Raw genomic sequence first — 24988 nt, 5'->3', positions numbered from 1 at the left:
TGCTGGCGACTTTCTCCAGGCTGGCAATCCTCCCCATCACAGAACCCGGCGCATACGAAGGCGTTCGCGCGACTGACGTTTGAGCTGTTGAGGCAGTCCGACGCGGCGCAATTGTGTTTGCTCCTCGCTCCGACACGTGCGGCCTTGCCACCTGTTTCGGCGCGTCGACCGTGACGGGAGGAATCGTGGCGGCGGAGCCGGTTGGGATTTGCGACGCTGCCGGCGCGCACAGCAAGACGGTCGACAAGACAGCGATGGTTGAAGGCACGACAAGGCTTGATGCGAATCTCATGACCATGTCCTTCCAAATCCGGACGGAAATTTCCGCCCGGCAAGTGCACGGTAACATACATTCGGGAGCGAGCAACCGAAGGTTGAAAAAAATCTGGCCATGACTCGCTGTGCCCAGCTCGCAGCGTAGCGTCACGTCCACGGGGCGCTGCTGCGTATCCGGACACGAGAGAGGGGCCAAAATAAAACGGGACCCGAAAGGGCCCCGCAAAAGTCTTCTACGTTCCGCGATCTTACTTGATCTTGGCTTCGCGGAATTCGACGTGCTTGCGCGCCACGGGGTCGTACTTCTTCTTGACCAGCTTGTCGGTCATGGTGCGCGAATTCTTCTTGGCGACGTAGTAGAAGCCAGTGTCGGCCGAGGACACGAGCTTGACCTTGATGGTGACCGCTTTGGCCATGTTCAGAACCTCAGGAATGAAGGGAATCTGGAGCCGGCCAAATGGCCCGCGTTGGCCGGCAACCTAGCCAGAAACCGCCTGATGTCAAGATTTTAGGGCTCGAAAAGCACCCAGATCAGGCCGATTACGCCTCGAAGAACCGGTTTTTGGGCCGAGGCAGGCCCAGATTCTCTCTCAAAGTGGGCCCTTCGTACTCTTTCCGGAAAATCCCGCGGCGCTGCAGCTCCGGGACCACCTTGTCGACGAAATCGTCGAGGCCGGCAGGCAGGAACGGGAACATGATGTTGAAGCCGTCGGAGCCGCACCCGACCAGCCATTCCTCCATCTGGTCGGCGATGGTTTTGGCCGTGCCGACGAAGGATAGCCCGCCATAGCCGCCGACGCGTTGGGCGAGCTGGCGCACCGTGAGCTTGTCGCGGGCCGCGAGGTCGACCATGCGCTGGCGACCGCTCTTGCTGGCATTGGTCTCCGGGATTTCCGGCAATTGCCCATCCGGATCGAAGCCGGAGGCATCCGTGCCGAGGATGACCGAGAGCGAGGCGATGGCGCTGTCGTAATGCACGCGGCTGTCGAGCAGCGCGCGTTTCTCCTTGGCCTCGTCGACGCTGTCGCCGACCACGACGAAGGCGCCGGGCAGGATCTTGAGGTGTTCAGGATCGCGGCCGACCTTCTCCATGCGGCCCTTGATATCGGCATAGAGTTTCTGGCTGTCGGCAAGGCTGCCGCCGCCGGTGAAGACGGCTTCCGCGGTCTCGGCGGCGAGCTGCCTGCCGTCCTCGGAGGCGCCGGCCTGCACGATCACCGGCCAGCCCTGGACCGGGCGGGCGATGTTGAGGGGACCGCGCACCTTCAGATATTTGCCGTGATGGTCGAGCACATGCATCTTGGCGGGATCGACGAACACGCCGCTTTCGACGTCGCGCACGAAGGCGTCGTCGGCAAAGGAATCCCACAGGCCCGTGACGACGTCGTAGAACTCGCGGGCGCGCTTGTAGCGCTCGGCGTGCTCCATGTGGTCGTCGAGGCCGAAATTCAGCGCCGCATCCGGGTTCGAGGTGGTGACGATGTTCCAGCCCGCCCGCCCGCCGCTGAGATGGTCGAGCGAGGCGAAGCGCCGTGCGACGTGATAGGGCTCGTCGAACGTGGTCGAGCCCGTCGCGATCAGGCCGATCCGCTCGGTGACGGCCGAGAGCGCCGACAACAGCGTGAAGGGTTCGAACGAGGTGACCGTGTGGCTGCGCTTGAGCGCATTGACCGGCATGTTCAGCACGGCGAGGTGATCGGCCATGAAGAAGGCGTCGAACTTGCCGGCCTCGAGCTTCTGGATCAGCGTCTTGATGTGGCCGAAGTTGAAATTGGCGTCCGGCCAAGCCCCGGGATAGCGCCAGGCACCGGTGTGGATGCTGATCGGGCGCATGAACGCGCCAAGCTTGAGTTGCCGTTGTGCCATCGCCCGGTGTCCGTTCTTGGTGTCGTTCCCGAAGACATAGGCACGCCGCGGAACTCCGCCATCGGGGGAGGTAGGAAGATTATTTTGTTTTTCGCGACGCCCTGAGCACATTCGCGTCATTCCGGGCCGCGCCCGGAATGACGGAGGAGTCCCATCGAACCGATCCACGGCTCACTCCGACCAAGCCATGACTTTCGCTCCCGAGGAGACCTTCGATGGCAGGTGCAATGACCGTGGACGGGCGCATCGTCCGCATCGACCGGCCCATGCCCTGGGTCGGGCGGCTGCTGTCATTGCCGCTGCTGGCGGCGAGCTTCTATCTGCTGTGGAATGTCGCGCTCGGCCTGCGGCAGGATTTCTCCGGTTTTGGGCGGCTCGCCGATGATCTCATGCCGGTGGTGGTGTTCACGGGACTCGGGCTGCTCGTGGGCATCCCCGGAATCATCCTGCTCACCTTTCGCACCTTCGTCGTGCTGAACGAGACGCTGCGCCAGATCGTCATCACCAGGCAGTTCGGCCCGCTGAATTTTCGCAAGCATCGCGATCTCGCCGATTATCATTTCATCAGCATTACCGACGACGACGATCCGGAGCTGACGACATATGATGTCAATCTCTGCGGCAACAAAGGGACCGAGCCGATCACGCTGATGAGCTTCACCAAGCGCGAGGAAGCCAGTCGCTTCGCCAGCGAGCTCGGGCGAGTGCTGAACCTTCCCGCGCGCGACTATGTCGGCACCGAGCCCGACGCGGACAATGCGGACGTCACGAACTGATCAGCTCAAAATATCCTTCTGCATCTTGCCGCCGTAGAAATGGAAGAACGGCACCGGCGCATCGTGGCGGAGCGGGCCGGTGGCAAGGCGCGCGTCGAGCTCGTTGAGCACATTGCGCGTCATCGGATGCAGATCGGCGAGCGGCTTCGAGCCGAGCTCGACCCAGACCAGCTCGACAAGCTCGGCATCGGCGTGGATCACGCCGTCGACGCGATGGGTGATCGCGGAGGCGTCCGCCGTGAAGAAGCGCGTGTCGAACCGCTTGACGCGGCCGGGCGGGGTGATTGCGCGCGCGATCAGGAACAGGCTGGAGGGATCCGGCAACAGGCCCGCATCCGCGAACGGCTTCCAGGCGCCTTCGAGTTTTGTCTTTACCTCGGCCTTGCGTCCGAGGCAGAGACCCGTTTCCTCGCAGGCCTCGCGGATCGCGGCGATCGCCAGCGATTTTGCGCGGGAGGCCGGCGTCTTCGGGCTGCCCTTGGCGAGATTGGCTTCCAGTTCGGCGGTGATCGGCGCCGCGCATGGTACGCGATAATCGTCCTTGTCGACGCGGCCGCCCGGGAAAACGAATTTTCCGGGCATGAACACCACCTTGTCGTGGCGCTTGCCGACCAGGACTTTTGGAATGGCTCCGCTGCGGTCGACCAGGATCAGTGTCGCGGCATCCCTAGGGCGGAAATAGGGATGATGATCGGCTTCCTTGCCCTCGTGGATCTTTGCCTTGTCGGCTGCCTGCGACGTATCCGTCATGTCCTCACCCAAACCACTACTTGTTTATTTTGCTTACACCGGCGGAATACCATCCGTCGGGTTCTCGTCAAACCCGTGCATGCGCAGAGCCCATTGCAATCCGACCACGGCTCCCTTCACCGGCTGCAGCAGTGCCAGCGAGGCGACGAAGGTGAAGGGCAGATAGGCCGCGAAGCTGATCCAGACCGGCGTCGTATAGTTGGTCTCGATCCACAGAATAGTCGGCACCACGATGTGCCCGACAATGACGATGACGAGATAGGCTGGCAAATCGTCGGCCCGATGCGGCGTGACATCGAGGCCGCAGACGGAGCAGTTATCCGCGGTCTTCAGGAAGGCGCGGAACAGCTTTCCCTCGCCGCAGCGCGGGCAGCGGCCGCGAAAGCCGCGCCTCATCGCAGCAAAGACGTCGCGCTTCTCGACGAGGCCGGTGTCGCGGGTCCAGATCTTCGGCGCCGTGCTCGTCGTCACCATGCCTTGCCCTTCTGGCCCTTGCCCTTGCTTTTTCCCTTGGCCGTTTTCCCCTTGCCGGGCTTCTTCGGCTTGTCCGGCTTGCGCTTCTTGTCAGGACTGCGCCCGGGGTGCGCCTTGAACGAGCGGCGGCGTTGCGGACCGGAGGACCTGCGGCCCCGCGGTGCGGTCTCGCCGGACGAGGACAGCAGCTCGAAGCGCAACGCGCCTGCGATCGGAGCCGCCTCGATCAGGCGGACGTCGACAACATCACCGAGCTGATGCATGGTGCCGCTGCGGGTGCCGACCAGGGCGTGGCGGCCCTCGTCATAGTTGAAATATTCCGTGCCGAGGGATCGGATCGGGATCAGGCCGTCGGCGCCGGTCTCGGCGAGCTTGACGAACAGGCCGGCGCGCGTGACGCCGGAGACGCGGCCCTGGAAGCTCGAACCGATGCGGTCGGCGAGGTGATGGGCGATCAGGCGGTCGACGGTCTCGCGCTCCGCTTTCATCGCGCGCCGCTCGGTCACTGAGATATGAGCTGCGACCTCGCTCAACGTTTCCGGCGTCTCGGTGTCGGGCAGCGCGCCTTCGCCGAGGCCGAGCGCGCGAACCAGCGCACGGTGCACGACAAGGTCGGCGTAGCGGCGGATCGGCGAGGTGAAATGCGCATAGCGGCGCAAATTCAGGCCGAAATGACCGTAATTCTCCGAAGAGTATTCGGCCTGTGCCTGGGCGCGCAGCACGACCTCGCTGACCAGCGGAAAGTGGTCGTGGCCTTCGAGCTGCGCCAGCACGCGGTTGAACAGAGCGGGGCGCAGCGCGCCGCCTTTCGCGAACGGAACGTCCAGCGTCGCCAGGAATTCCGCGAGCGCGTGGACCTTTTCCAGGGTCGGCTCGTCATGCACCCGGTAGATCAGCGGCAGCGACTTCTTCTCGAGCATCTCGGCTGCCGCGACATTGGCGAGGATCATGAACTCCTCGATCAGCTTGTGCGCGTCGAGCCTGTCGGGCACGACGACGCGGTCGACCGTGCCGTCGGGCTTGAGCAGGATCTTGCGCTCGGGCAGATCGAGATTGAGCGGATCGCGCTCGTCGCGCGCGCGCTTGACGCAGGCATAGGCGGCATAAAGCGGCCTCAGGATTGGATCGAGCAGGGGGCCGGTGGTGTCGTCCGGCCTTCCGTCGATCGCGGCCTGCGCCTGCGCATAGTTCAGCTTGGCTGCGGAGCGCATCAGGATGCGGTGGAAGCTGTGCGACCGTTTCCGCCCGTCCGGCGCGATGATCATCCGCACCGCGAGCGCGCCGCGCGGCTCGCCCGGCACCAGCGAGCAGAGATCGTTGGAGATGCGCTCGGGCAGCATCGGCACGACGCGGTCGGGGAAATAGACCGAGTTGCCGCGATCGAGCGCATCGCGGTCGAGCGCGGTGCCCGGTCGCACGTAGAAGCTCACATCGGCGATGGCGACATCGACGATGAAGCCGCCCTTGTTGTTGAGATCAGGATCCGGCTGCGCGTGTACCGCGTCGTCGTGATCCTTGGCATCCGGCGGATCGATGGTGACCAGCGGCACATCGCGCCAGTCCTCGCGCCCCTTCAGATTGGCCGGCTCCGCCGCTTCGGCTTCGCGCTCTGCCGCGGGACGGAATTGCAGCGGGATGTCGTGCGCGTAGATCGCGATCAGGCTGATCGCCTTCTCCGACTTGACCGAGCCGAGCTTCTCCTTGACGCGGCCTGACGCCAGCCCAAAGCCGCGCGAGCGGATGATGTCGACGCTGACGAGATCGCCGTCCTGCGCGCCGTGCGTCTCAGTCGGGGCGATGTTCAGCTCGCGGTCGGCGGACTTCTTGTCGACCGGGATGATCCGTCCGCCGCCTTCGGGCAGGCTGCGGAAGACGCCGAGGATGCGGCTCTTGGTCTTGTCGAAAACCTTGATGATGTGGCCGCGATAGGCCGGGCCTTCGGTCTCGTCGGATCGCTCGACCCGCAGCAGCGCGCGATCGCCAACGCCGGCCGCGGTGCCGGGCTTCGGCCGGCGCGGCATCGTGATGAGGATCTTTGGCGGCTCGCCGCTTTCGACCTCGTCCCATTCAGTGGGGGAGGCGACCAGCTCGCCGTCGGCGTCGCGGCCGGTAATGTCGGCGACCAGCGTCGGCGGGAGGCTGTCCGGCTCTGAAATCGTATGGCGCTTTTTCTTGACGAGCCCGTCGTCGGCGAGCTCGCGCAGCATGCGCTTGAGCTCGATGCGGTCGGCGTTCTTCAGGCCGAACTCGCGTGCAATTTCGCGGGTTCCGACCTTTCCGGGATTTGCCTTGATGAAGGCGACGATGGCTGCCCTGTCGGGAAAGCCACGGTCATTCTTGCGTTTCACTTAGCCTCTATTTGGTGCCGGCACTTTTCTTGGCCGGAGCTTTGGCGCCAGCTGCCTTGGTCGGTGACGTTTTGGCCGTCGACGACACGGCTGCGCGCGCCTTGCTGGTGGATTCGGATTTGGGTTTGGCCGCCTTCTTCGCGGCCGGCTTTTTGGTTTTTGGTGCGGCGTCATCGCCGTCGGCGGCCTTCGCCGCAGCCTTCTTGGCCTTGGCCGGCTTCGCCGCTTTCTTCGGCTTCTTGCCGCCGCCCTTGGCCGCACGCTCGTCGATCAGCGCGATTGCCTGCGGCAGCGTGATGGCGTCTTTCTCGATGTCGCTCGGGATCGTGGCATTGACGCCACCCGCGGTGACATAGGCGCCGTAGCGGCCGCCCTTTACCGTGACGGTGCCGAGGGTGGGATGATCGCCGATCGCCCTGCCGGGATCAGCGCCGAAGCGGCGGCTCGGGCCCTTGGCGATCTTCTCCGCGATCAGCGTCACCGCGCGGTTGATGCCGATGTCGAACACCTCATCGCCGGCCTCGAGGCTGGCATAAGTCTTCTCGTGCTTCACGAACGGCCCGAAGCGGCCGAGACCCGCGGTGATCGGCTCACCGGTTTCCGGATGCTTGCCGATCTCGCGCGGCAGCGACAGCAGCTTGAGCGCAAGCTCGAGCTCGACATCTCCAGGGGACATCCCCTTCGGAATGCCTGCGCGCTTCGGCTTCTCGCCCTCCGCATAATCCTTCTGCTCGCCGAGCTGGATGTAGGGGCCGAACCGCCCGGCCTTGACCCAGACATCGCGGCCCGTATCCGGGTCCTGGCCGAGCGAACGATCGGCCGTTGCCTCGCCGTCGGCGGCGAGCTGACGGGTGTAGCGACATTCCGGATAGTTCGAACAGCCGACGAAGGCGCCGAACTTGCCGGCCTTGAGATTGAGCCGCCCGTTGCCGCAGCTGGGGCATTGCCTGATGTCGCCGCCATCGGTGCGGGGCGGGTAGATGTGCTGTCCCAGCATGTCGTCGAGCACGTCGAGCACCTGCGCGACGCGCAAATCCTTGATCTCGTCGACCGCGCCGATGAAGCCGGTCCAGAAATCCTTCAGCACCTGCTGCCAGGAGATCTCGTTGTTGGAGATGCGGTCGAGCTGCTCTTCCAGATTGGCGGTGAAGTCGTATTCAACGTAGCGGGCAAAGAAGCTTTCGAGGAACGCGACTACGACGCGGCCCTTGTCCTCGCCGTGCAGGCGCTTCTTCTCGAGCTTGACGTAGCCGCGGTCCTTCAGCACCTGGAGGATCGAGGCATAGGTCGAGGGCCGGCCGATGCCGAGCTCTTCCATGCGCTTGACCAGCGAGGCCTCGGAGAAGCGCGGCGGCGGCTCGGTGAAGTGCTGGGTGACGGCGAGCGACTGCCGCTTCAGCGCATCGTTGGGGCTCATCGCGGGCAGGCGGCGGGAGTCCTCGTCCTCCTCGTCGTCGCGGCCTTCCTGGTAAAGTGCGAGGAAGCCGTCGAACTTGACGACCTGGCCGGTGGCGCGCAGGTCCAGCGTGCGGCCGCCGACCTTCGCCGTGATGTCGACCGTGGTGCGTTCCAGCTCGGCCGATTCCATCTGGCTCGCGATGGTGCGCTTCCAGATCAGTTCATAGAGTCTCGCCTGGTCGGACTCGAGCTTGCGGCTCATGCTGTCGGGACGGCGCGACATGTCGGTCGGCCGGATCGCTTCGTGGGCTTCCTGGGCGTTCTTGGCCTTGGCCTGGTACTGACGCGGCGCGTCCGGCACATAGGCGTTGCCGTAATCCTCGCCGATCACCTTGCGGGCCTGGGTGATCGCGGACGGGTCGATCTGCACGCCGTCGGTACGCATATAAGTAATGAGTCCGGTGGTCTCGCCGCCGATGTCGATGCCTTCATAGAGCCGCTGCGCGATGCGCATGGTGTGCGCCGGCGCAAAGCCGTATTTGCGGCTGGCTTCCTGCTGCAGCGTCGAGGTGGTGAAGGGGGCCTGCGGATTGCGGCGGGCCGGCTTGGCATCGACCGCGGTCACCGCGTAGGCGGCTGCTTCCAGCGCCTTCTTGAAGTCTTCGGCTTCCGCGCCGGTGCCGATGTCGAGGCGCTGGATCTTCTTGCCGTCGGCGCCGACGAGACGGGCCTCGAAGGCGTCGCCGCGCGGCGTCAGCAGGGTCGCGATCAGCGACCAGTATTCGCGCGCAACGAACTTTTCGATCTCGAGCTCGCGGTCGCAGACCAGACGCAGCGCCACCGACTGCACGCGGCCCGCCGAGCGGGCGCCCGGCAGCTTGCGCCACAGCACGGGGGAGAGGGTGAAGCCGACCAGATAGTCCAGCGCGCGGCGCGCCATATAGGCGTCGACCAGCGCACCGTCGATCTGGCGCGGATTCTTCATCGCGTCCGTCACCGCCTGCTTGGTGATGGCGTTGAACACCACGCGCTCGATCTTGTGGTCCTTGATCGCGCGCTTCTCTTTCAGGACCTCCAGCACGTGCCAGGAGATGGCCTCGCCCTCGCGATCAGGGTCGGTGGCGAGAATCAGGCGATCGGCGTTCTTGAGGGACTTGGCAATGTCGTTGAGCCGGCCGGCCGCCTTGGGGTCGACCTCCCAGATCATCTTGAAATTGGCGTCGGGATCGACGGAGCCGTTCTTTGCCGGCAAGTCGCGGACATGGCCAAACGAGGCCAGAACCTCGTAGGACGAGCCCAAATACTTGTTGATCGTCTTGGCTTTCGCCGGCGACTCCACAATGACGATATTCATGTAGTTCCAGTAACTTATGGGGAAATTTGGGGCCGAATTCGATGAGATTCGGGTCGGCCCTTTCGTCCCGAACATGGGTGGTGAGGCCGTCGCTGTCAAATCGAGGGCTGTTGAGAGCCCTCCCGATGGGAAAAGTTTCATATCGAGAAAGTTGCAAAATACCACCTTTGAGTTGCGGTCGATGTCGGCGTAATGTTGCCGCGGGGCATGGATTCGGGTGGGGGCTGGTGACTAAGCCAGGAAAGAAACGGGCGGGCGCCGCATCGCGCGCGGGGGGAGGCTTGCGTCACGAGGAACCGGGGGAGGGCGGCGTCGAGGAGGCGGTCGCCTTCATCGCCGAGCAGGTCGGGGCCCTGCGCAAGCTTGCCGAACGGCACAGGCTCGACGTGCTGCATTATCTCCTGGGAATGACCAAGCTCGAGGCGGACGAGCATCTGCGGCTGAGGAGCAAGCGCAGGCTGTCGTGAAGGGGGCGATGTACTGCTCCAACGACGGTGCGGTTAGCCGTTGCGGCTTGCCATTTTGGCCAATCGCAGGCCGAGATATGCGGCCGTGCCGAGGTCGCTCTCCGGCAACGAGCCGTCAATCAAGTGTGTTGCCAGACCAAGCTGGCTGCCCAAACGATTGCGGCCGCTCGGATCCTCGCCACCGGGAATATCCAGTCCGCACCAGAGCATGCCGTGCTGCGCGGCCAGAATGGAAAAGTAGGACAGTGTGTGGAGTTGATCGCCGCTTGCGCAGGCGCCCGTGGTGAACCCGGCTGCGATCTTGTTGGCCCAGCGCTGCTGGCTCCATCGATCACTTGAAGCATCGGCAAACGCTTTGAATTGAGCGGCTGGCCCGCCCATATAGGTCGGGCTGCCAAACGCAACTGCGTCGGCGCCATCGATCGTCTCCAGTAAGCTCTCATTCTGAAAGCGGCCTGACACGATGTCGCCGCCGGTGATGCGACACAGCGTGACCTGCGCTTTGCCATCTGCTCCGCGCGCAACCGCATGCGCCAGCTTCTCGGTGGTGCCCGAGATGGAAAAATAGGTGATGGCGAGCAGGGGCATGGTGGTGCCAGTTTGGTGGGACCTCGCCATCTTTGACGCTGTCGATGGCTTGTACAAGTCCGCCACGCCATATTGCGAGTTGGGACGCTCGGGTACATGCCGACCCGCCTTCGATGAAAGTGGGTCAACCTGCGGAGCAATCGCGGGCTGTCGTAGCCGCGAAGACCGAGCGGAATCGGTCGCCAGGACGACGTTGAAGAGACAGCGCACCGCTATCCCGCTGACCGTCGCCGCGGCGCAGGCCGCGGCTTCAGCGAGGTGTCCGCGAGGCTGAGCAATCGCCCGTCCTCCGCGCGCAGTTCGAGCTTCTTCACCGGTCGGCCTTTCTCGCGATCGACCAGGATGGTCGCGATCTCCGACGGGCGATCGTCGAAATCCTCGCCCCATTGGCGCAGCGCTACCAACACCGGGAAGACGCCGCGGCCTTTCGGCGTCAGCACATATTCCTCGTAAGGGCTGCCGTCGGAGGCGGGGGCCGTGGTCAGGATGCCGTGATCGACCAGCGCGCGCAGCCGCGTCGACAAGATGTTCTTGGCCATGCCGAGCTTGCTCTGAAACTCACCGAAGCGGCGCAGCCCAAACAGCGCCTCGCGGATGATCAGCAGGGACCACCGGTCGCCGATCGCCTCCAGCGATCGCGCGATCGGGCAGGCGTCCCCCTCGAAGCTCGTCCGTTTCACCATGATCTGGTCCTTTCGCGATCGCACGGTCCTGTCACCGTTCACGCGCTCTTGTGGTTGCATCTTAAAACCAGGTGGCCTAGATGGCAATCGTAGTTTTATGATGAAACCACTGGAGGCGAACGTGAGACTGAAGAACAAGACGGCCCTGATCACCGGCGGCAATAGCGGCATTGGACTGGCAACGGCAAAGCTGTTCGTGGCCGAGGGCGCCAAGGTGGTGATCACCGGGCGCAACAAGGAGACGCTCGAGGCGGCCGCGAAGGAGCTCGGGCCGAACGCGCTCGCGCTCGCCGCCGACGCCACCGACATTGCCGCGACCGAATCTGCGATCAAGAAGGGCGCCGAAAAGTTCGGCAAGTTCGACATCCTGTTCGCCAATGCCGGCATCGCCGGCGGTACGCCGCTGGGGTCGGCCACGCTGGAGGTCTTCGAGAAGGTCATCAGCACCAATCTGACCGGCGTGTTCTTCACCGTTCAGTCCGCGCTGCCTTATCTCAACGACAATGCTTCCATCGTCCTCAACGGCTCGGTGATCTCCGTGCTCGGCATTCCCGGCTATTCGGCCTATGGCGCCGCCAAGGCCGGCGTGCGGGCGATGGCGCGGATCATGGCCTCGGAGCTCTCGCCGCGGGGCATTCGCGTCAACGTGGTCGCGCCCGGTGCGATCCGCACGCCGATCTGGGGACCCGCGACCGCGACGCCCGAAGCCGAGAAGGCGTTCGAGAAGCGGATCGCGCTGACGACGCCGCTGGGGCGCATTGGTGAAACAGATCACGTCGCCAAGACTGTGCTGTTCCTCGCCTCCGACGATTCCGCGCATGTGCAGGGCCAGGAAATCTTCGTCGATGGCGGCGCGGTTGCCTCTCCGAGCGGCGCGCCGATCTATCGCGGCTGATCAATCTTGGTGCAAATTGAATCGGTCGGCGCAGCGGCGAGCGGTTGCGCCGGCCGGTTCCCACGTCTCGCGAGCTGTATTTTCTGAACGTTGCGGGAGGCATTGAACCTTCGCTTGCGCTGCCAAGACACTTTTACGGGCAGGGGGTCACGAAGACTCATTTCAAGGGAGCCCGATATGCCAAAGGCAGCTCGTATTATTTCCCCGATTTCAGCACCGCGTATTTACACCGAAAACTCCGCCGTTCCTGCCAAGCGTTCCGACACCTCCGAGTTCGTCGGGGTCGCTCTTTTCTCCGGCATCGGCCTGTTCGTTTCCCTCGTCGCCGTCATCCTGGGCATTCAGGGCGCCTGGTTTTAGCTTCGCCGATCGCGCACCGGTCGATCAGCCGCCGCAAGCGATGTTGCGGCGGCTGATGATGTGCGCGTTATCAGGCCGCGCGGAGGGCGGTCGCCGCCTCGAGCGCGCTTGCGAGCGACTTCTCGCGATGCTCCGGGCCGACCTGGATTCCGTCGGCGCTGATGAATTCGGGATGATGAATCCCCATGAAACCGAACACGCCACGCAGATAGCTTTCGAGGTGCTCCAGCGACGCGGCGGGCGAGCCCGCGCCGTAATAGCCCCCGCGCGAAACCGCGAAGATTACGCGCTTGCCGCCGGCAAGGCCCTGCGGGCCGTTGGCCCCATAGCTGAACGTCTTCCCCGCCACCAGGACCCGGTCGATCCAGGCCTTGAGCTGGCTCGGAATGGTGAAATTGTACATGGGCGCGCCGATCACGACGATGTCGGCGGCAAGAAACTCGTCCAGCGCGGCCTTGCTGGCGGCGAGATCGGGGCCGAGCTCCGCCGGCGCAGGCGCGCCTTGCGCGGCCGCCAGATGCGAGCCGGAGAGATGGGCGAGCGGGCTCTGCGTCAGGTCGCGATAGACGATGTCGAGCGATGGCGTCGCCTGCCTGAGACGGTCGACGATGGCGGCGGAGACTTGCCGCGAAACGGAGTGGGGGCCGAGCACGCTGGAGTCGATGTGGAGGAGTTTCATTCGGGATCACCCTGGTATAAGTTTGTAACCAGAGCTACATGAGTGACTATCGAAATCCCCGCAAGAACGCACCTTTTTGAGCCATGGGCACATCCCTGAAACCTGCGCACATCGATTTGCCCGCCTCACCAAGGCCGGATCCCAACCATGCGGACTGCCGCGGCGTCGCCTCGATCCTCGCGCGCGTCGGCGACAAATGGAGCGTGTTCGTCATCATGATGCTAAGTGACGGGCCCAAGCGCTTTAACGAGCTCAAGCGCATGATCAATGGCATTTCGCAGCGGATGCTGACCTTGACGCTGCGCGGGCTCGAGCGTGACGGCCTGGTCACACGCACGATCTTCCCGACCATTCCGCCGCGGGTGGATTACGAGCTGACCGATCTCGGCCGGGGACTGCAGCAGCCGGTAAAGGCACTCGGCGAATGGGCGATCACGCATCAGCAGCAGATCGCCGCGGCGCGTACGCGCTTCGACGAGCGGACCACTCCTTAAAGCAGCGAGACCAAGCCACCGCCGTGGCGTTCGAGCCGGCCGGCGAGCTCGAGTTCCAAGAGCACGGTACGCACGATGGCCGGCGAGGCGCCGGACATCCGCACGAGATCGTCAATCGTGACAGGGGCAGGGCCGAGCAGGCCGGTGATCTGGTCGCGGTCGTGCCCTTGAGGATCGCTCTCGAACGGCTCGCTGTCGGGCTCGCGCGCGGTACGCATCAGCGGCCGCTCCATGATCGGTGCGACCGCGTTGACGACGTCGGCCGCTTCGGTGACGAGCGTCGCGCCCTGCTTGATCAGATCGTTGGTGCCGGCGGCGCGCGGGTCGAGCGGCGAGCCCGGCACGGCGAACACTTCGCGACCCTGTTCGGCGGCCATGCGCGCGGTGATCAGCGAGCCCGAGCGGTGCGCCGCCTCCACCACGACCACGCCGAGCGCGGCGCCCGAGATCAGCCGGTTGCGGCGGGGAAAGTCGCGGGCGCGCGGCTCGTGGCCGAGCGGCATCTCGGAGATCGCGGCACCCTTGCGGTCGAGGATCGAGGCCAGCAGATCGCCGTGCTCCGGCGGATAGATGCAGTCATGTCCGCCGGCGAGCACGGCTATGGTGCCGCTCTCGAGGCTGGCGCGGTGCGCGGCCTGGTCGACCCCGCGGGCAAGGCCGGAGATGACGACAAAGCCGGCTTCGCCAAGCTCGCGGGCGAGCTGACCGGCGAATTTCAAGCCTGCACCGGAGGCATTGCGCGAACCGACGATCGCAATCATCGGCCGCATCAGCGTTGCATGGTCGCCGCGCACGGCGAGCAGCGGCGGCGCATCGTCGAGTGTTGCCAGGCGTGCCGGATAACCGTCCTCGCCGGGCGCGAGCCAGGTGATGCCGAACTTGCGGCTCGCGGCGAGCTCGGCTTTCGCCTCGTCGGCGCTACAGATGCGCGCCGATCGCTGCGCACCGCCGCGGCGTGCCAGATCCGGCAGCCGCTCCAGCGCCGCGCGCGCCGTGCCGAAATGATCGACCAGCGACCGGAACGTGCGCGGCCCGACATTGTCGGACCGGATCAGCCGCAGGCGGTCGATCCTGTCGGCTTCGGTCAGCTCTACACTTGGATTGATGGCGTCCACGGCGGCTCCTTGCAGGGACAGCATGGAACAACCTGAAGGCGTGGGCAACAGCGACGTGCGCTTGCGCGACCTTGCCCCGATGCTAAAAGCGATCCCAATAAGAAGGGTATTGCCATGATCTCACTCGCCGACCTTCAGCGCCGCATCGAAGCGGGCGAGCTTTCGCCCGAGGCCGCCATCGCGCAATCGCATGCAGCCATCGAGGCGCGGGAGAAGGAGGTCCACGCCTTCGTCCGTTACGACAGCTCGGCGAAGGCGCAAGGCGCCGGGCCGCTGCGCGGCATCGCGGTCGGGATCAAGGACATCATCGACACCGCCGATTTTCCGACCGAGATGGGATCATCGATCTATCGCGGCTGGCAGCCGCGCGCGGACGCGCCTGTGGTGATGATGCTGAAGCGGGCGGGCGCCACCATCATCGGCAAGACCACGACCACGGCATTCGCCTCGCGCGATCCGACCCCGACGCTCAATCCGCATAACCTCGGGCATACGCCGGGCGGCTCGTCCTCGGGCTCGGCCGCGGCCGTCGGTGCCGGCATGATCCCGCTGGCGCTGGGTACCCAGACCGGCGGCTCGGTGATCCGGCCCGCCGCCTATTGCGGCACCGCCGCGATTAAGCCGTCGTTCCGCATGCTGCCGACGGTCGGCGTCAAATGCTATTCGTGGGCGCTCGACACCGTCGGTCTGTTCGGCGCCCGCGCGGAAGATCTCGCGCGCGGACTGCTGGCAATAACCGGCCGCACCGAATTCGCCGGCATCGTCCCGGCGAAGGCGCCGCGCATCGGCGTTATCAGGCAGGAGTTTGCCGGCGCCGTGGAGCCGGCCGCCGAGGAGGGGCTGCAGGCCGCGATCAAGGCGGCGACGCGGGCTGGCGCCAGCGTGCAGACCATCGATCTGCCGCAGGCGGTGCAGGAGGCCTGGCGCATCCACCCGATCATCCAGGACTTCGAGGCGCATCGCGCGCTCGCCTGGGAATTTTCCGAACGCCACGATGAGATCGCGCCGATGCTGCGCGCCAGTCTCGATGCGACGGTCGGTCTCACACCCAAGGACTATGACGACGCGCGCCGGATCAGCCGCCGCGGACGCCGCGAGATCGGCGAATTGTTCGAGCGGTTCGACGTGCTGCTGACCTATTCGGCGCCGGGCACGCCGCCAGCCAAGGAGCTCGCGAGCACCGGCGACCCCCGCTACAACAGGCTCTGGACGCTGATGGGCAACCCTTGCGTCAACGTGCCCGTGCTGAAAGCCAATGGCCTCCCGATCGGCGTGCAGGTGATCGCGCGCTTCGGCAACGACGCCCATGCGCTGGCGACGGCGTGGTTCCTGGAGCAGGCGCTGGCGAAATCAGGCTAGCGCAGGTTCGAGAGCGACGATGCGCTGGCCGGATGCGGCCGGCGCTGCGCTGTGATCTGGACCTTGCTTGAGCCAGCGCCCGGCAGCCTCGCGGCCGCTCCGGTGCAGCGCGCGAATGAAGCCGCGGCCGAGATCGGTCGATGAGCGCTGCGCCAGGCCGTCGACGAAATCTTCCGCGGCGATCCTGGAGAGCCGCAACGACGATGCGGCCTGCGATTGCGCCCATTCGATCGCGGCGATCTCGGCATTGAGGGCGGCGTTGGCCGCGATCTGATCCAGCCTGCGGTCGATCGCGGCGAGCGTGATCGGCACGTAGCTGTCGCGCGCCGGCGTGACCTGGACGAGCAGGATTTCGGTGCTCGTCGTGTCCTGCACGAGCCGCAGCAGGGGGGGATTGCCGCCGAGGCCGCCGTCCCAATAAGCCTCGCCGTCGATCTCGACCGCGCAATGAACCAGCGGTGGACAGGTCGAGGCCAGCGCGACGTCGGCGGTGATCACGTCGTTGCGGAAGATCTGCTGCTGCCCGTCGCGGATCCGGGTCGCCGCGATCAGAAGCTTCGGGCACCGCGGGTCGCGCAAGGCGGAAAAATTGATGTCGCGCGACAGCGCCTGCCGCAGCGGATCGAGATCGAACGGATCGAACTGGCCGGAGCGCAGCGTCGGGCCGAACGCGACCGAGCTTCCCGCCGGCGAGAAGCCGCCGATCAGCATCAGCGATCGGAACGAGGCTTCGTGCATCAGCCGGATCCAGAAGCGGTTCAGCCGCGCGCGCGCGCCTTCGCGGCCACCCTCGGCGAAACCGGAGGCGAGCAGCAGCGCGTTGATGGCGCCGGCGCTGGCGCCGCTGATGGTGTCGATCGCGATGGATGGCTCTTCCAGCAGCCGCTCCAGCACGCCCCAGGTGAACGCGGCGAAGGTGCCGCCGCCCTGGAGGGCCAGCGACAATTTTCGCGGCGGCCATTGCCGCGGCGTCCGATCGTGCGTGACGGGCGCTGCGACAGCTACAATTTCGACTGGTGTCCGCGCTTCCACGATCGGATCGGGCTCGCGCGGTGGAGGCGGGACGGAAGCAGGCGCTGGAGCGACAAGCGGCGAGGGCGCACTAGACCAGATGTCCGTCGTCGAGAGCAGCCGGCTTGCCGCGGTGCAAGCAGCACCTCGCAAATCGCCATCGTCTTGCGCGCTGACAATCTTCTCGCTCATTCTGAGCAACCGCGTAGAGCTATGCCCATGATCAGGGCCGAGCCAGGAACCCGTTCGTCCATACAGCCGTGATTCGGCTGCAAGTTGCGAACACCATTTGCGATATAATGCAGAAGGGGTGCCGCGGTATCCGTGGATTCCCGGCTTATGCCTTCTCGCCGATCCGGCTTTCCTTGCCCGATTGCAGCCGCTTGATGTTCTCGCGATGGGCGTAGAACAGCAGCAGCGTCAGCACCGCGGCCATCGCTGCTAGTGCGAGATGGCCGAACCACCACAGGAACAGCGGCGTGATAAAGGACGCCACCAGCGCAGAGAGCGAGGAATAGCGGGTGGTGAAGGCGGTCGCGAGCCATAGCAGGCAGAACACCAGCGCGGCCGGCCAGAACAGCCCGAGCAGAATGCCGATATAGACGGCGACACCCTTGCCGCCGCGGAACTTGAGCCAGACCGGGAAAAGATGGCCGAGGAAGGCGCCGAGCCCGGCCAGCATCGCGGCGTTGGGACCGGCGATGTAGCCGGCGATCACCACCGCCACGGTGCCCTTGAGCGCGTCGAGCAGCAGGGTCGCCGCGGCCAGACTCTTCCGTCCGGTGCGCAGCACATTGGTGGCGCCGATACTGCCCGAGCCGATCGAGCGAATATCCTGCGTGCCGGCGAGCCTGGTCAGGATCAGTCCGAACGGAATCGAGCCGAGCAGGTAGCCGATGACGAAAGCGACCGGCAGAAACAGTTCAAGCGCCATGTCTGCAAATTCCCTGGCTGCAGCTCCGCACGTCAGACATGCTCGTACACTGTCCGTCCGCCGACAATGGTGCGCACCACGCGGCCTGTAAAGCGGGCCTCGTCGAACGGCGTGTTCTTGCAGGGCGATTTGAGGTCGGCGGGATCGACCACCCAGGGCACATCGGGGTCGATCACGATGACGTCGGCGGGGCTGCCCGTGCGCAGGGTTCCGCCAGGCAATCCCAAAATCTCGGCCGGCCGGGTCGACATCGCCCGGATCAGCGTCTTGAGGTCCAATTCGTCATTGTGCACGAGGCGCAGGCCCGCCGGGAGCATGGTCTCCAGCCCGATGGCGCCGGGGGCTGCTTCTGCGAAAGGCAGGCGCTTGACCTCGACGTCCTGCGGGTTGTGGTCGGACATGATGACGTCGACGAGGCCGGAGGCGACGGCGGCGACCAGCGCGCGGCGGTCGTCCTCGGTGCGCAGCGGCGGCGACAGCTTCAGGAACGAACGGTAAGGGCCGATGTCGTTCTCGTTCAGCGCAAGGTGGTTGATCGAGGCTGAGGCCGTCACGGCGAGGCCGGCGTCGCGGGCGCGCTTGAGCACGTCGAGCGACTCGATGCAGGTCAGCGACGCCGCGTGATAGCGGCCGCCGGTGAGTGCGACCAGGCGCATGTCGCGCTCCAGCATCACGGCTTCCGCCGCGTTCGGGATGCCCATCAGGCCGAGCCGCGAGGCGAACTCGCCCTCGTTCATCACGCCTTCGCCGACGAGATCGCGGTCCTCGGTGTAGTGCACGATCAGCGCGTCGAAATCGCGCGCGTAGGTCAGCGCGCGGCGCATCACCTGCGCATTGCTCACGCTCTTGTCGCAGTCGCTGAAGGCGATCGCGCCTGCTGCCTTGAGGAGGCCGAACTCGGTCATCTCCTCGCCGTGCATTCCCTTGGTCAGCGCCGCCATCGGCTGGATGTTGACGATCGCGGTGTCACGGGCGCGACGCATCACGAAGTCGACGGTCGCCGAGTTGTCGATCACCGGCAGGGTATCGGGCTGGCAGATGATGGTGGTGATGCCGCCGGTCGCAGCCGCCTGGCTCGCGGACGCAAAGGTCTCGCGATGGCTGAAGCCCGGCTCGCCGACGAAGGCGCGCATGTCGATCAGGCCGGGTGCGACGATCTTGCCGGCGCAGTTGACGACGTCGGTGCCCTCGGGGACGCCGGCAGCGCCAATGCCGCGGCGGGTCTCCCGGATGATGCCGTCGGCAATCAGGACATCGCCGGGGCCATCGAAATCCCTGCTGGGGTCGACGACGCGGGCATTGGCAAGCAGGATGGGTCGGCGGTCGGTCAACATGAGCATCACGCGTTCGGCAGGTTGCGGGCGAGCGCTTCCAGCACCGCCATGCGCACGGCCACGCCCATCTCCACCTGTTCGCGGATCAGGGACTGCGCGCCGTCCGCGACCGCGGTGTCGATTTCGACGCCGCGGTTCATGGGGCCGGGATGCATGACAAGGGCGTCTGGCTTGGCGTAGGCGAGCTTCTTCTGGTCCAGCCCGAAATAATGGAAATACTCGGAGGTCGACGGCACGAAGGAGCCGTTCATGCGCTCGCGCTGGAGCCGCAACATCATGACGATGTCGGCGCCGTTGAGCCCCTCGCGCATGTCGCGCGCGACCTCGACGCCCATCCGCTCGATGCCGGGCGGCAGCAGTGTGGAGGGGCCGACGACGCGGACGCGGGCGCCCATCGCGTTGAGCAGGATGATGTTGGAGCGGGCCACGCGCGAATGCAGCACGTCGCCGCAGATCGCGACCACGAGGCCCTCGAGCCGGCCCTTGTTGCGGCGAATGGTCAGCGCGTCGAGCAGGGCTTGTGTCGGATGCTCATGCGCGCCGTCGCCGGCATTGATCACGGAACCGTCGACCTTGCGGGCCAGCAGTTCCACCGCGCCGGAGGCGTGATGGCGCACCACCAGGATATCCGGATGCATGGCGTTGAGCGTCATGGCGGTGTCGACCAGCGTCTCGCCCTTTTTGATGGACGAGGAGGACACCGACATGTTCATGACGTCGGCGCCCAGCCGTTTGCCGGCGAGCTCGAACGAGGATTGGGTCCGGGTGGACGCCTCGAAGAAGAGGTTCACCTGGGTCCGTCCACGCAGGACGGTGCGCTTCTTGTCAACCTGGCGGTTGAGCTCGACATATTCTTCGGACAGGTCGAGGAGGCCGGTGATGTCGGCCGCGGAAAGGCCCTCGATGCCCAGCAAATGCCGGTGGCCGAGGACGAAGGTCGATTTCGATGTCATTAAAGCGAGAGCTATAGGCGGGGATGGCCGGGGGGGCAAGGGCCAAAGCCCGGGCGGGGAGTTATCCCCCGATCTGTCGGTCTTATCGCTGGCGTGAGCTGTCCCCGTCTTCTCCGTCATGCCCGGGCAGAAGCGCGAAGCGCGTCTTCGCGCTAGACGTCCCGGGCATCCACGTTCTTAAGGTGCTGTCGCAGAAAAGGCGTGGATGGCCGGGACAAGCCCGGCCATGACGAAGGGGAGATTTCCGCTGAAAACAACTCTAACAGCGCTCTTGGTCGCGGCTTTTGTTTCCGGGGCCCACGCCCAATCGCTTCCCGGCGGTTTCGTCTATTTGCACGACATCGAGCCCAGCATCATCCAGGACATCCGCTACGCCACCTCGAACAATTTCGTCGGCCGTCCGCTCGCCGGCTACGGGGCCGGCGAGTGCGTGGTGAAGCGGGAGGTTGGGCTGCGGCTGAAGGCGGTCCAGCAGGAACTGGCGGCGCAAAATCTCTCACTGAAAATGTTCGACTGCTACCGGCCGGCGCGGGCCTCGCTCGACATGGTCAGGTGGTCGCAGAACGGCCACGAGACGGCCGCCGAGCGGCGCTACAATCCCAAAATTCCCAAGACCGAGCTGTTCCGCCTCGGCTACATCGCAAGCCGCTCGCAGCATTCGACGGGCGCAGCGCTCGATCTCACGCTGGTCGATCTCAACGCCGACAATTCAGGCAAATACGACCCGTCAAAGACCTACGCGGACTGCACGGCACCGGTCGAGGCGCGATTGCCGGAGGGCAGCGTCGACATGGGCACCGGCTATGACTGCACCGACGTGAAAGGGCATACCGCCGCACCAACGATCAGTCCGGATCAGCGCGCCTGGCGCAAGCGGCTGGTGGCTGCGATGGCAAGGCAAGGCTTTGTGAACTATGCAAAGGAGTGGTGGCACTTTTCGCTGCCGGGAGCGGGCGGTGCGGCCTATGATTTCCCGATCCAGCCGCGGCGGAACTGATTCCGCGCCGAGGACACGAGATGACCCAGCCCAGCTTCGCGACCCACGAGGTCTTCAACCAGTCGCCGCCGTTCGAGGACGTCGATCTGTTCGCCGCGGACCAGCCGCTGGTCGCGGCGGTCAGGGCCAATGGCGCTGCGGCGGCGGAACCGGAGCTCTCGGAGTTCGGCAAGCATTGGGGCTCGGCTGCGATGGTCGATCGGGGGCGCGTCGCGAACGAGAACACGCCGAAGCTGCGCACCTTCGATGCCAAGGGCAATCGGCGCGACCAGGTCGAGTTTCATCCGGCCTATCACGAGCTGATGGCTCACAGCGCCCGTGCCGGCGTGCACAATTCGACTTGGACTGCGGATGGAAGACCCGCGGGTGATGCCGCAGAGGTCATCCGCGCGGCAAAATTCTACATGGCCTCGCAGGTCGAGACCGGCCATCTCTGCCCGATCACGATGACGCGCGCCTCCGTTGCGGCGCTGGCGATGCAGCCTGATCTGCGCGCCAAGGTCATGCCGGTGCTGTCGACGAAAAGCTACGATCCCAGCTTCGCGCCGTGGTGGGAGAAGCGCGGTATGACGCTCGGCATGGGCATGACCGAGAAGCAGGGCGGTACCGACGTGCGCGCCAACATGACGCGCGCGGTGCGCGAGGGAGGCGCCTACCGTATCACCGGCCACAAATGGTTCATGTCGGCGCCGATGTGCGACGCCTTCCTGGTGCTGGCGCAGGCGGACCAGGGACTGACCTGTTTCTTCATGCCGCGCTTCGCGCCGGATGGTTCGGTGAACGCGATCCAGTTCCAGCGGCTGAAGGACAAGCTCGGCAACCGCTCCAACGCGTCGTCCGAGGTTGAGTTCGTCGGTGCCTATGCGGAAGCCGTCGGCGATGAGGGCAAGGGCATCCGTACCATCATCCAGATGGTGCAAATGACGCGGCAGGATTGCGCGATCGCCTCGGTCGGCCTGATGCGCTCGGGGCTCGCCCACGCGCTGCATCACACCCGGCACCGCAGCGTGTTCCAGAAACATCTCGCCGATCAGCCGCTGATGCAGGCGGTACTCTCGGACATGGCGCTGCATGTGGAGGCGAGCACGGCTGTGGTGATGCGGCTCTGCCGCGCCTTCGATCGGACGCCGCTCGATCCGGCGGAGGCCGCCTACATGCGGCTGCTGACGCCTGCGATCAAATACTGGACCTGCAAGAGCGCGCCGCCGTTTCTCTACGAAGCCATGGAATGCCTCGGCGGCAACGGCTATGTCGAGGACGGCATTCTGGCGCGGCACTACCGGGAGTCGCCGGTCAATGCGATCTGGGAGGGCTCGGGCAACGTCATGTGTCTCGACGTGCTGCGCGCGCTCTCGCGCGAGCCGGAGGCAGCGATGTCGGTCCTGCAAGCGCTTGCTGCCGAGACCAAAGGTCTGCCAGGGGCAGGCGAGACGGCGGGATTCATCGGCAAGACCTTCGGCCGCCCGGACGGCGAGCGCGTAGCGCGCCTTGCGGTCGAGAAGCTGGCGCTGCTTGCGGCCGCCGCCGCGCTCAACGGCGTGTCACCGCGTCAAGCAGAACTGTTCGCTGCCACGCGCCTCGCCACGAACCACGCCAGCATGTACGGCGCGGTCGAGCTCGAGAGCGGCGACGTGCGCACGCTGCTGGAGCGGGCGCTGCCGTGAGCCTGCCAAACGAAAGCCTCCTGATGGACTCCCTCAATCCCGATCTGCCGCCGCTCACCGAGACGCCGGCGCCGCCGCGAGTCTGGAAGTTCTGGGGCACGGCGCTGTGGGGCATCGCCATCTTCGCAGCCATGTTCGTCGGGCAGATCGGGGCCATCGTCTATCTGGTCTGGGTCGCCCGTGACCCAATCGACCTCGCATCGATGCAGCACATCGGTCGCGAGCCGGCGTCGCTCGCGTTTTCGGTCACGATGGGCCTGCCGGCGACGCTGGCCGCCGTGTGGCTGGCCATCCGCATCAAGAAGGCCTCCTTCGTCGACTATCTCGCGTTCTATTGGCCGTCCTGGAAGCAACTCCTGTTCGGCGCGGTCGGGCTGATCCTGATCGTGGTCGCCTGGGAGACGATGTCGCGGAGTCTGGGCCGCGAGGCGACGCCGGGCTTCATGACCGACCTGTTGAAATCCGGTCGCGACAAGGGCGCGGCGCTGATGCTGCTGTTCGCCTTCAGCGTGGCAGCGCCGATGTCCGAAGAGGTCCTCGCCCGCGGCTTTCTGTTTCGCGGCTGGTCTGCGAGCTTCCTGCGCGTGCCCGGCGCCATCATCCTGTCGTCGCTGGTGTGGACGGTCGTGCATCTGCAATACGACCTGTACTTCCTCGCCGAGGTCTTCTCCATCGGCCTGTGGTTCGGCTACATGCGTTACCGCAGCAGCTCGCTCTGGCTCACGATCGTGCTGCACGCGCTGAACAATCTGACGGCGGTGGTGCTGACGATGTGGCTGGGGAGTTAGGCCACCAGCGCGATCGCGATCGGCATCGTGATCGCCGCCAAAATCGTCTGCAGCGTGATGATCTGCGCCAGCAGCGGGGCATCGCCGCCCATCTGGCGGGCCAGCACATAGGCGCTGGTGGAGGTCGGCACCGCGGCGCAGATCGCGACGATCGCGAGGCTGTCGCCGGATAGTCCGAACCAGACGGCGAGCACCAGCGCGACCGCGGGCATCAGCACCAGCTTGAACACCACGCCGATAGCCGCGCCCGCGCTGGGACGGAGCAGGCCTTCAAGATGCAGTCCGGCGCCGGTGACGAGCAGGCCGATGGCGAGCGAGGAGCGGCCGAGTGCGTCCGCCACCTCATGCCAGATCTTCGGCAACGGCAGGTGGATGACGTTGACGACGAGCCCGATCACGCAGGCCCAGATCAGGGGATTGCGGACAACCGTCATGACAACGGTGCGCGCGGATTGCTTCTTCGGCGCTGCGTAGTGCGCGAGCACCGCGACGCTGAGGACGTTGACCAGCGGAATGATTGCCACCATCGCGACGGAGGCGAGCGCCAGCCCGACCTCGCCGAACATATTGGCGGAGACGGACAGCGCCACATAGGTCTGCCAGCGGATCGCGCCCTGGAAGATCGAGGTGAAGGCGGGGCCGTCGATATCGAGCCGCGACAGGGCGGGGCGGAGCGCGAGGCAGAGCAGCGACATCGCGAGCGCTGACAGCAGCAGCGCGCCGCCGACGCCTGCGACCGGGACCTTGGACAGGTCGGCCTTCACCAGCGTCTGGATCAGCAGCATCGGAAACAGCACGAAATAGGTCAGCCGCTCAAGCCCGTTCCATTGCGTATCGAGCCGCATCAGGGTGCGCTTCAGCACCACGCCGAGCACGATCAGGATAAAGACGGGGAGGAGCGCCGCAATCACGACGGCCATGGATCAGTCAGGCCCCGGGGCTGCGCGCAGATTGGCGAGGCGGTCGAGCGCGCCTTGCAGGATGAAGATCGCGGCGTGCTCGTCGATCACTTCGGCGCGCTTGGCGCGGCTGACATCCATGCCGATCAGCTCGCGCTCGACCGCGGCGGTCGACAGGCGCTCGTCCCAGAGGCCGATGGGCAGCGCGGTCAGACCGGCGAGGTTGCGGGCAAACGCGCGGGTCGATTGCGCGCGCGGGCCCTCGCTGCCGTCCATGTTGATGGGCAGGCCCAGCACGAAGCCGACGGCCTTGCGTTCACTGGCGATCGCGAGCAGCCGGGCGGCATCCTGCTTGAACGCCTTGCGCTGGATCGTTTCGACGCCGGTAGCTAACCGGCGGTCTGGATTGGAGACGGCAACGCCAATTGTCTTGGTGCCGAGATCAAGGCCGACCAACCCGCCGCGTTCGGGCCAGTGGGTTGCAGCATCGACGAGAGGCAGGATAAGAGCCGGCATGGTGTTAGCG

25 protein-coding genes are annotated in these 24988 nt (G+C 65.5%); 9 read left to right on the top strand and 16 right to left on the bottom strand.

The annotated features are described in order from the left end of the window. Positions 1–524 precede the first annotated feature (524 nt). On the bottom strand, positions 525–692 hold the full coding sequence (gene rpmG, locus IVB19_RS21095) for a 50S ribosomal protein L33 (protein ID WP_007603295.1): 168 nt from the start codon (positions 690–692) through the stop codon (positions 525–527). 124 nt (positions 693–816) lie between these two features. Further along, positions 817–2142, bottom strand: coding sequence for an LLM class flavin-dependent oxidoreductase (locus IVB19_RS21090; protein WP_247338478.1), 1326 nt, complete (start codon positions 2140–2142; stop codon positions 817–819). 215 nt (positions 2143–2357) lie between these two features. On the opposite strand from IVB19_RS21090, the gene IVB19_RS21085 reads away from it, so the two are divergent. Further along, the gene (locus IVB19_RS21085; protein ID WP_247338479.1) at positions 2358–2918 is read left to right on the top strand and encodes a hypothetical protein; all 561 of its coding nucleotides are present in this window, start codon (positions 2358–2360) and stop codon (positions 2916–2918) included. Here the strand turns inward: IVB19_RS21085 and IVB19_RS21080 are convergent, their stop codons facing one another. The 4 genes from IVB19_RS21080 to topA are packed head-to-tail and all read right to left on the bottom strand — an operon-like array spanning position 2919 to position 9242. Then, complete coding sequence (locus IVB19_RS21080; protein WP_085351448.1) at positions 2919–3668, bottom strand: NUDIX hydrolase; 750 nt, start codon at positions 3666–3668, stop codon at positions 2919–2921. Between the two features lie 33 nt (positions 3669–3701). After that, positions 3702–4142 (bottom strand): DUF983 domain-containing protein, encoded by a 441-nt coding sequence (locus IVB19_RS21075; RefSeq protein WP_018458336.1) that lies wholly within the window; start codon positions 4140–4142, stop codon positions 3702–3704. Next, on the bottom strand, positions 4136–6490 hold the full coding sequence (rnr, locus tag IVB19_RS21070; RefSeq protein ID WP_247296514.1) for a ribonuclease R: 2355 nt from the start codon (positions 6488–6490) through the stop codon (positions 4136–4138). Before rnr ends, IVB19_RS21075 begins: the two co-directional genes overlap by 7 nt. A 7-nt stretch (positions 6491–6497) precedes the next feature. Then, entirely contained in the window at positions 6498–9242 is a 2745-nt protein-coding gene (topA, locus tag IVB19_RS21065; protein WP_085383371.1) for a type I DNA topoisomerase, read from the bottom strand. A gap of 281 nt (positions 9243–9523) precedes the next feature. Between topA and IVB19_RS21060 the strand changes: the two genes are divergently transcribed. Continuing rightward, on the top strand, positions 9524–9709 hold the full coding sequence (locus IVB19_RS21060) for a hypothetical protein (protein ID WP_018458332.1): 186 nt from the start codon (positions 9524–9526) through the stop codon (positions 9707–9709). Between the two features lie 33 nt (positions 9710–9742). Here the strand turns inward: IVB19_RS21060 and IVB19_RS21055 are convergent, their stop codons facing one another. Both IVB19_RS21055 and IVB19_RS21050 read right to left on the bottom strand, forming a co-directional pair. Beyond that, on the bottom strand, positions 9743–10327 hold the full coding sequence (locus IVB19_RS21055; RefSeq protein WP_245329522.1) for a flavodoxin family protein: 585 nt from the start codon (positions 10325–10327) through the stop codon (positions 9743–9745). A 182-nt stretch (positions 10328–10509) separates the two neighbouring features. Continuing rightward, a complete protein-coding gene (locus IVB19_RS21050) occupies positions 10510–10980 on the bottom strand; it encodes a winged helix-turn-helix transcriptional regulator (RefSeq protein ID WP_204511390.1) in 471 nt (156 codons plus the stop codon). Between the two features lie 121 nt (positions 10981–11101). On the opposite strand from IVB19_RS21050, the gene IVB19_RS21045 reads away from it, so the two are divergent. Next, complete coding sequence (locus IVB19_RS21045; RefSeq protein WP_166517487.1) at positions 11102–11875, top strand: SDR family oxidoreductase; 774 nt, start codon at positions 11102–11104, stop codon at positions 11873–11875. A gap of 177 nt (positions 11876–12052) precedes the next feature. Then, on the top strand, positions 12053–12235 hold the full coding sequence (locus IVB19_RS21040; RefSeq protein ID WP_018458328.1) for a hypothetical protein: 183 nt from the start codon (positions 12053–12055) through the stop codon (positions 12233–12235). A 70-nt stretch (positions 12236–12305) separates the two neighbouring features. On the opposite strand, the gene IVB19_RS21035 is transcribed toward IVB19_RS21040, so the two are convergent. Continuing rightward, the gene (locus tag IVB19_RS21035; RefSeq protein WP_018458327.1) at positions 12306–12914 is read right to left on the bottom strand and encodes an FMN-dependent NADH-azoreductase; all 609 of its coding nucleotides are present in this window, start codon (positions 12912–12914) and stop codon (positions 12306–12308) included. 83 nt (positions 12915–12997) lie between these two features. On the opposite strand from IVB19_RS21035, the gene IVB19_RS21030 reads away from it, so the two are divergent. Then, the gene (locus IVB19_RS21030) at positions 12998–13408 is read left to right on the top strand and encodes a winged helix-turn-helix transcriptional regulator (protein WP_018458326.1); all 411 of its coding nucleotides are present in this window, start codon (positions 12998–13000) and stop codon (positions 13406–13408) included. Here IVB19_RS21030 and dprA read toward each other — a convergent pair. Further along, the gene (dprA, locus tag IVB19_RS21025) at positions 13405–14547 is read right to left on the bottom strand and encodes a DNA-processing protein DprA (protein ID WP_247296519.1); all 1143 of its coding nucleotides are present in this window, start codon (positions 14545–14547) and stop codon (positions 13405–13407) included. The two genes, IVB19_RS21030 and dprA, sit on opposite strands and share 4 nt — an antisense overlap. A gap of 90 nt (positions 14548–14637) precedes the next feature. On the opposite strand from dprA, the gene IVB19_RS21020 reads away from it, so the two are divergent. Further along, positions 14638–15882 (top strand): amidase, encoded by a 1245-nt coding sequence (locus IVB19_RS21020; RefSeq protein WP_018458324.1) that lies wholly within the window; start codon positions 14638–14640, stop codon positions 15880–15882. Here IVB19_RS21020 and IVB19_RS21015 read toward each other — a convergent pair. The 4 genes from IVB19_RS21015 to IVB19_RS21000 form a co-directional block, all read right to left on the bottom strand. Further along, positions 15874–17085: a patatin-like phospholipase family protein gene (locus IVB19_RS21015; RefSeq protein WP_026233553.1), complete on the bottom strand. Its 1212-nt coding sequence runs from the start codon at positions 17083–17085 to the stop codon at positions 15874–15876. The two genes, IVB19_RS21020 and IVB19_RS21015, sit on opposite strands and share 9 nt — an antisense overlap. A gap of 145 nt (positions 17086–17230) precedes the next feature. After that, the gene (gene plsY / locus IVB19_RS21010; RefSeq protein WP_018458322.1) at positions 17231–17827 is read right to left on the bottom strand and encodes a glycerol-3-phosphate 1-O-acyltransferase PlsY; all 597 of its coding nucleotides are present in this window, start codon (positions 17825–17827) and stop codon (positions 17231–17233) included. Positions 17828–17859: 32 nt separating this feature from the next. Further along, the gene (locus IVB19_RS21005; protein WP_018458321.1) at positions 17860–19167 is read right to left on the bottom strand and encodes a dihydroorotase; all 1308 of its coding nucleotides are present in this window, start codon (positions 19165–19167) and stop codon (positions 17860–17862) included. Then, positions 19167–20114: an aspartate carbamoyltransferase catalytic subunit gene (locus IVB19_RS21000; RefSeq protein WP_007603315.1), complete on the bottom strand. Its 948-nt coding sequence runs from the start codon at positions 20112–20114 to the stop codon at positions 19167–19169. The genes IVB19_RS21005 and IVB19_RS21000 overlap by 1 nt, the downstream gene beginning before the upstream one ends. A 226-nt stretch (positions 20115–20340) precedes the next feature. On the opposite strand from IVB19_RS21000, the gene IVB19_RS20995 reads away from it, so the two are divergent. From IVB19_RS20995 to IVB19_RS20985, 3 genes are read left to right on the top strand one after another with little or no spacing between them, the layout of a single operon-like run. Then, entirely contained in the window at positions 20341–21111 is a 771-nt protein-coding gene (locus IVB19_RS20995) for a M15 family metallopeptidase (protein WP_247369736.1), read from the top strand. 20 nt (positions 21112–21131) lie between these two features. Beyond that, entirely contained in the window at positions 21132–22775 is a 1644-nt protein-coding gene (locus tag IVB19_RS20990; protein ID WP_247777399.1) for an acyl-CoA dehydrogenase family protein, read from the top strand. Between the two features lie 23 nt (positions 22776–22798). Further along, complete coding sequence (locus tag IVB19_RS20985; protein ID WP_018458318.1) at positions 22799–23563, top strand: CPBP family intramembrane glutamic endopeptidase; 765 nt, start codon at positions 22799–22801, stop codon at positions 23561–23563. Here IVB19_RS20985 and IVB19_RS20980 read toward each other — a convergent pair. Then, positions 23560–24483, bottom strand: coding sequence for an AEC family transporter (locus tag IVB19_RS20980; RefSeq protein ID WP_247369740.1), 924 nt, complete (start codon positions 24481–24483; stop codon positions 23560–23562). The two genes, IVB19_RS20985 and IVB19_RS20980, sit on opposite strands and share 4 nt — an antisense overlap. Positions 24484–24486: 3 nt before the next feature. Continuing rightward, positions 24487–24978 (bottom strand): Holliday junction resolvase RuvX, encoded by a 492-nt coding sequence (gene ruvX, locus IVB19_RS20975; protein ID WP_007603328.1) that lies wholly within the window; start codon positions 24976–24978, stop codon positions 24487–24489. Between the last annotated feature and the right edge of the window lie 10 nt (positions 24979–24988).

This window comes from Bradyrhizobium sp. 187, assembly GCF_023101005.1.
Lineage (GTDB): Bacteria > Pseudomonadota > Alphaproteobacteria > Rhizobiales > Xanthobacteraceae > Bradyrhizobium > Bradyrhizobium canariense_D.
The sequence above is the reverse complement of the archived record's forward strand: the minus strand, read 5'-3'. Positions and strand labels throughout refer to the sequence as shown.